Source organism: Nitriliruptor sp., assembly GCF_040882075.1.
Lineage (GTDB): Bacteria > Actinomycetota > Nitriliruptoria > Nitriliruptorales > Nitriliruptoraceae > Nitriliruptor.
Genome location: NZ_JBBEBZ010000056.1, coordinates 1 through 5596, shown reverse-complemented (window position 1 = coordinate 5596; position 5596 = coordinate 1). Strand labels below are relative to the sequence as shown.

Annotated in this window: 8 protein-coding genes; 7 read left to right on the top strand and 1 reads right to left on the bottom strand. The window is 74.2% G+C overall.

What is annotated here, in order from left to right; all coding sequences use genetic code 11:
• Window positions 1-2: 2 nt before the first annotated feature.
• Window positions 3-428 carry a metallopeptidase family protein gene (locus WEB03_RS02795; RefSeq protein WP_368069447.1) on the bottom strand — a complete coding sequence of 142 codons (426 nt, stop codon included), beginning with the start codon at window positions 426-428 and terminating at the stop codon, window positions 3-5.
• A gap of 170 nt (window positions 429-598) precedes the next feature.
• Here WEB03_RS02795 and WEB03_RS02790 point away from each other — a divergent pair, with 170 nt between their 5' ends.
• The 7 genes from WEB03_RS02790 to WEB03_RS02760 all read left to right on the top strand — a co-directional run.
• Window positions 599-1219 (top strand): DUF3499 family protein, encoded by a 621-nt coding sequence (locus tag WEB03_RS02790; protein WP_368069446.1) that lies wholly within the window; start codon window positions 599-601, stop codon window positions 1217-1219.
• A gap of 213 nt (window positions 1220-1432) precedes the next feature.
• Window positions 1433-1819 (top strand): hypothetical protein, encoded by a 387-nt coding sequence (locus tag WEB03_RS02785; RefSeq protein ID WP_368069445.1) that lies wholly within the window; start codon window positions 1433-1435, stop codon window positions 1817-1819.
• Window positions 1820-1851: 32 nt separating this feature from the next.
• The gene (gene manB, locus WEB03_RS02780; protein WP_368069444.1) at window positions 1852-3219 is read left to right on the top strand and encodes a phosphomannomutase/phosphoglucomutase; all 1368 of its coding nucleotides are present in this window, start codon (window positions 1852-1854) and stop codon (window positions 3217-3219) included.
• 22 nt (window positions 3220-3241) lie between these two features.
• On the top strand, window positions 3242-3427 hold the full coding sequence (locus tag WEB03_RS02775) for a Trm112 family protein (protein ID WP_368069443.1): 186 nt from the start codon (window positions 3242-3244) through the stop codon (window positions 3425-3427).
• A 40-nt stretch (window positions 3428-3467) separates the two neighbouring features.
• A complete protein-coding gene (locus WEB03_RS02770; protein ID WP_368069442.1) occupies window positions 3468-4280 on the top strand; it encodes a purine-nucleoside phosphorylase in 813 nt (270 codons plus the stop codon).
• 76 nt (window positions 4281-4356) lie between these two features.
• Entirely contained in the window at window positions 4357-5163 is an 807-nt protein-coding gene (locus tag WEB03_RS02765) for a ComF family protein (RefSeq protein ID WP_368069441.1), read from the top strand.
• 290 nt (window positions 5164-5453) lie between these two features.
• A partial coding sequence (locus tag WEB03_RS02760) for an HPF/RaiA family ribosome-associated protein (RefSeq protein WP_368069448.1) occupies window positions 5454-5596 on the top strand: 143 nt, incomplete at its 3' end.

Here is a 5596-nt window from a genome sequence, read left to right as displayed (position 1 = left end):
ACTTAGGGCCAGCCGAGCCCATCGAGATCGTCGTCGTCCAGACCGAGGTGGTCGGCGACCTCGTGCACGACCGCGAGCTGGATCAGCTCGGTGAGGTCGGCGCGGGACAGCGCTCGCGCCTCGAGCGGACGTCGGAACACGGTGAGGCGCGCCGGTGCGGGGTGGGCCGCATCCGCGGCGGTCGCCGCTCCCCGAGCGTAGCGGGCGAGCGGGACCTGGCCCGCACCGTCCACGTCCGGTCCGGGGACCTCCTCGATCGCGAGGGCCACGCCGTCGAGGTGGGCGAGCAGGGGTGGCGGCAGCGCGCCGAGCGCGTCGACCACGATCCGCTCGAAGCGGTCGCGGCCGTGCACGCGGTGACCGTCGACCGGGCGGCGTCGGCGGTCGACGTCGGCGCGGCGGTGGCGCGCGTGGCGGTCGTCCCTCACGGTGTGGACCGTAGCTGGCCCCGTGGAGGCCCGGACCGTCGTCCGGGTACGGGGTCGCGGCGCGGCCTCGAACGACAACACCGGCTTGGGTGCGGCCGGGTGCCCAAGACGGGTGTGCGACCGTGGCGGGTGCTTGCCGGAACACACCGTTGTGGTTTAGCGTCCGCCACATGGCTGACTCCTCCGCGGTGCCGTCGTCCTCCACCCCCCGCTCGCGGGTGGTCCGCTCGCTGGCGCGCGCCGCAGAGCGGCCCTGTTCGCGGCCCGGGTGCCCCGCGCCGGCCCGTGCGACGTTGACGTTCTCGTACGCGACCGCCCAGGCCTTGGTCGAGCGCCTCAGCGACGAGCCGGATCCGCAGCGCTACGACCTGTGCTCCCGTCACGCGAGCCGGACCGAACCGCCGCGTGGGTGGGGCCTCGAGGATCGGCGCCCGGTCGAGGATCGGTCCGAGCCGGAAGCACCCCCGGTCCCGTCCCGTGACCTCGGCAGCGACGCGACCGTGGCGGTGCTCGCTGCCGCGCTCCGCGCCGTCCCGGACGCCCGCACGGTGCAGGTGGACCTCGACGGTGGCCTCGCCAGGGTCGAGCCGCGGACCGAGCTCGACGCCGCCGCACCACGTCGTCGGCGATCGGTGGTCGACACGCTGCTGGCAGCTCCGGTGATCGAGGCGCCGGCTGCGGCCGAACCGCGTCGCGACACCCGGGACAAGCCGACGATCGAGCTGCCGGCCGTCCGCACCCCCCGCCGCGTGCCGGCCGCGGGTGAGCGCGGGCCCGCCACCGACTGGTAGTCGGGGCGTCGGTCCCACCGGGGCCGATCGACGGGTGCGGCGACGACCGTGCCCCCGCTCGCCTCGGGGCGCCGTCTGCGTCCGGGTGATCTCCCACACGGAGGGAACGTTCGACCTCGACTTCACCTCAAGGGTTGACCGTTGCGGTTGTGGTTCCTTGGGTGCCGATGGGAGCCCAAGTACGGTCCCGCGGACCGGCGAGGAGGGCGGGGCGTGGCCATCGATCGTGAGCTCGTCACCGCCGTCCGGCGGCTCGACGAGTTCGAGCTGCGCCAGCTGCTGCTGCTCGTGCGCGGGCTGTTGGTGCACGTGGACGGCCACCCGGAACCGGCTCGGGAACCGGACCTGCCAGCGACCCTCCGCTACCGCCAGGAGCAGGTCCGTTGCGGCAAGTCGTCCTGCACCTCCTGCCCACACGGGCCCTACTGGTACGCGTACTGGAAGGAGGACGGCCGCACCCGGAAGCGGTACATCGGCCGCCACCTGCCAGGTGAGCCGTTGGAGCCGGTCGTGCCGGATCTGCCCGAGCGCGCCGGACCGGCTGCGGTGGTGACCGGCGGGCGCCGACCGGCGGGGGCCGGCGCCGAGGGGCGCGAGTAGGCTCCGCCGCTCGTCGACCCGAGGACGCGTCCGTGCCACACGATCCGGCCGTGCTCGATGCGGTGGTCAAGGCCTACGACATCCGCGGTCTGACCGCGTCGCAGCTGACGCCCGAAGTGGTGTACGACCTCGGTGCTGCCGCTGCCTCGATCGTCGCCGACGACGGACCGTTCCTGATCGGTCGGGACATGCGGCCGTCCTCGCCCGACCTGGTGGACGCGTTCGCCCGTGGGCTGCAGGGGCAGGGCGTCGACGTGATCGACCTCGGGCTCGCGTCGACCGACCTCGTCTCCTACGCCTCGGGCGAGCTCGGCGCCCCGGCGGCGATGTTCACCGCCAGCCACAACCCGGCCGGTTACAACGGGATCAAGCTCTGCCGCGCCGACGCCGCCCCCGTCGCCATCGATTCGGGGCTCGCGGAGCTGCGTGACCTGGTGCTCGCCGGGGTGCCCGCGGCGTTGCCGGAGGAGAGCCGCGGGCAGCGCACCGAGCGGGACCTGCTCGAGCCGTTCGCCGCGCACGTCCGCGGCTTCATCGATGTCGACGTGCTCGGGCCGGTCCGGGTCGCCGTCGACGCGGGCAACGGCATGGCTGGGCACGTGTGGCCCGCCGTGGTGGCCGGCCTGCCCATCGAGACCACCCCGCTCTTCTTCGAACTCGACGGCACGTTCCCCAACCACCCCGCGAACCCGCTGGAGCCCGCCAACCTCGTCGACCTCCAGCGCGTGGTCCGCGAGGGCGGCCACGCGCTCGGGCTGGCGTTCGACGGCGACGCCGATCGGGTGTTCGCCGTCGACGAGCACGGCCGGCCCGTGGCCTCCGCGCTGATCGGCGCCGTCGTGGCCGACCGGCTCCTGCGCGCGCACCCCGGTGAGACCATCCTGCACAACCTCATCTGCTCGCGGGTGGTGCCGGAGACCATCGAGGCGGCGGGCGGCACCGCGGTGCGGACCCGGGTCGGGCACTCGTTCATCAAGCGCCGGATGGCCGAGACCGGCGCCATCTACGCGGTCGAGCACTCCGGTCACTTCTACTTCCGCGACCACCACCGTGCGGACTCGGGGCTGGTGGCGGCTCTGGTGCTTCTCGAAGCCGTCGCGGACGCCGGGGTGCCGCTCTCCGAGGTCGTCGCGCCCTACGACCGCTACCCCTCGTCGGGCGAGCTCAACTTCACCGTCGACGATCCGCAGGCCCGGGTGGATGCCGTGGCCTCGGCCTTCGCCGGCCGCGGGGCGAGCGACCGCGAGGACGGTCTGACGGTCGTGCTCGACGACGGCTGGTTCAACCTGCGACCCTCCAACACCGAGCCGCTGCTGCGGCTGAACGTGGAGGGCGACGACGACGCCGCGCTCTCGCGGCTCCGCGACGAGGTGACGTCCCACCTCCTCGCCCCGGTCTGACCCGAACGACAGGAGGCACCCCGTGGCCCTCGACGAGCGGTTGCTCGACATCCTGGTCTGTCCCGACTGCCACGAGCCGGTCGAGCACAAGGAGCGCCGGCACGTGCTGGTCTGCACCGGCTGTGGCCTGACCTACCCGGTGCGCGACGGCATCCCGGTCATGCTCGTGGACGAGGCGACGCGGCCCCGCCAGCGCAGCAGCGACTGAACCCCCGCCACCCCGTCCCTCCAGCGAGGAGTCACCGACCGTGAGCAACGAACGCACCACCGCCGCCCTCCGTGCCCGCCTCGATGGGCGCGAACCCGAGGTCCTGCTGACGCTCGGCTCGGGTCTCGGGGGGGTCGCCGATGCGGTCGAGGACGCCGTCGTCATCGACGTGCTCGACCTGCCCGGCACGGCCGCGTCCACAGTCCCGGGCCACACCGCCCGGCTGGTCTGCGGCAAGCTCGCGGGCCGCGAGGTCCTCGTCCAGGCGGGCCGCATCCACCTGTACGAGGGACACAGCGCCCACGACGTGACCCGGCTGGTGCGGGTGGCCGCGCAGCTCGGGGTCTCGACCTTCGTGGTGACCAACGCGGCCGGCGGCATCGTCGACACCTTCACGCCAGGTGACCTGATGGTGATCGACGACCACCTCAACCTGACCGGCACGTCGCCGCTGACCGGTCTCCTGCGGGACGGCGCACCGCGCTTCGTCGACATGGCCGGCGCCTACGACGCCGCTCTGCGGGAGCTCGCGCACGAGGTCGCTGGTGGTCTCGGCCTCACGATGCAGCGGGGCGTCTACGCCGGGCTGGTCGGCCCGACCTACGAGACCCCGGCCGAGGTGGCGATGCTCCGCACGCTCGGTGCGCACGCGGTCGGGATGTCGACCGTCAACGAGGTCATCGCGGCGCGTGACGAGGGGCTGCGCGTGCTCGGCTTCTCCTCGGTGACCAACGTGCACGGTGAGGGTGTCGCCACCTCCCACGCCGAGGTGATCGAGGTCGGTGCCCGGGCCGCGCAGGATCTCGAGCGGGTGCTGTTCGGCGTGCTCGAGCGTTCCGACGAGGCCTCCTGAGACCCGTTCCTCCACAGGACGTCGCCGGCTCGACCCTGCGCGGGCCGTCGCGGCGGGCAGGCTGACGCAGCCCGCGGTGGTCGCGGGCCGCTGCGACCGGGAGGGCGCTGCCATCGGGCCGTTCGTCGCCGTGCTCGAGCTGCTCGCTCCCGTCCGGTGCTTGGCGTGCCGGCGCCGCGGCACGTCGCTCGACGGGGTCTGGTGTGGGCGCTGCGCCCGGGACCTCCCACTGGCGGCGTCACCCGCCTGCCCGCGCTGCGCGGGGCCGCGGACGGTCGGCCACGGTTGTTGGCCAGCGGACGCGCCGATCGTCTCGACCGTCGCCGTCGCCGACTACCGGGGACCGGTCGCGGCGGCGGTCGTGGCGGCCAAGCTGTCGGGTGCCCACGCGGCGTGGCCGGCGCTCGGGACCCGGCTCGCGGACCGGGTCGCGCGTGCACGACCTGCAGCCGATGTCGTGACGTGGGTGGCGACCGGTGCCGACCGCGTGCGACGCCGGGGCGTCGATCACGCGGCCGTCCTCGCCGATCAGGTGGCCCGCGCGACGGGTCTGCCACAACTGGCGTTGTTGACGGCGGTGCGGTCCGGTGGTCGCGAACGTCAGCACGCCGTCCGGCCGCTCCCGGGCACGGTGGTCCTACTGGTCGACGACGTGCTCACCACCGGACGCACCGCGGTGGGCGCGGCCGAGGCGCTGCTCGCTGCGGGGGCGGGCGCGGTCCACCTCGCGGTCCTGGCCCGTGCCGGCGACCACCCGCTCGTCGGTGCGGTCGATCCCGCCGGCGCGAGGGACGAAGGTCGGCTCCCAACGGGGGCCGAAGGTCGCCGTCGCGCCGAGCCGGATGACCCCCGAGCGAGCGGTCACCGACCCCGGGGCGTGTGACACCGGGCGGGCACCTGACGTCGACGCTGGTGAGCACTAGCGTCGACCGGACCCACCTGGGCCGGGTGCTGCGGACCACCCCGACCCCGCCACCACCCGACGGCCCCGGGCCAGGCGTGGCTGCCGCGGTGCGACCCCGTACCCCGGACACCGGCTGCGCACGGGCCGGCCCACCCGACGTCCGTCCTCCGGGACGCCCGCCGGGGCCACACGATCCGGACCGGGCGTGACCGAGGTGCCGACCAGGCACCGGTCCGCGCCAGCCGGCGCGGACGACGAGGAGGCCCCAGGTGAGGATCACGGTCAAGGGCAAGAACATCGACGTGCCGTCGGAGGTGCGTGACGAGGCCATCGCGAAGCTGTCGCGGGTCCGGCGCTACTTCGACCGGTTCATCGACATGGAGGTGGTGTTCTCCGAGGAGGTCAACCCCCG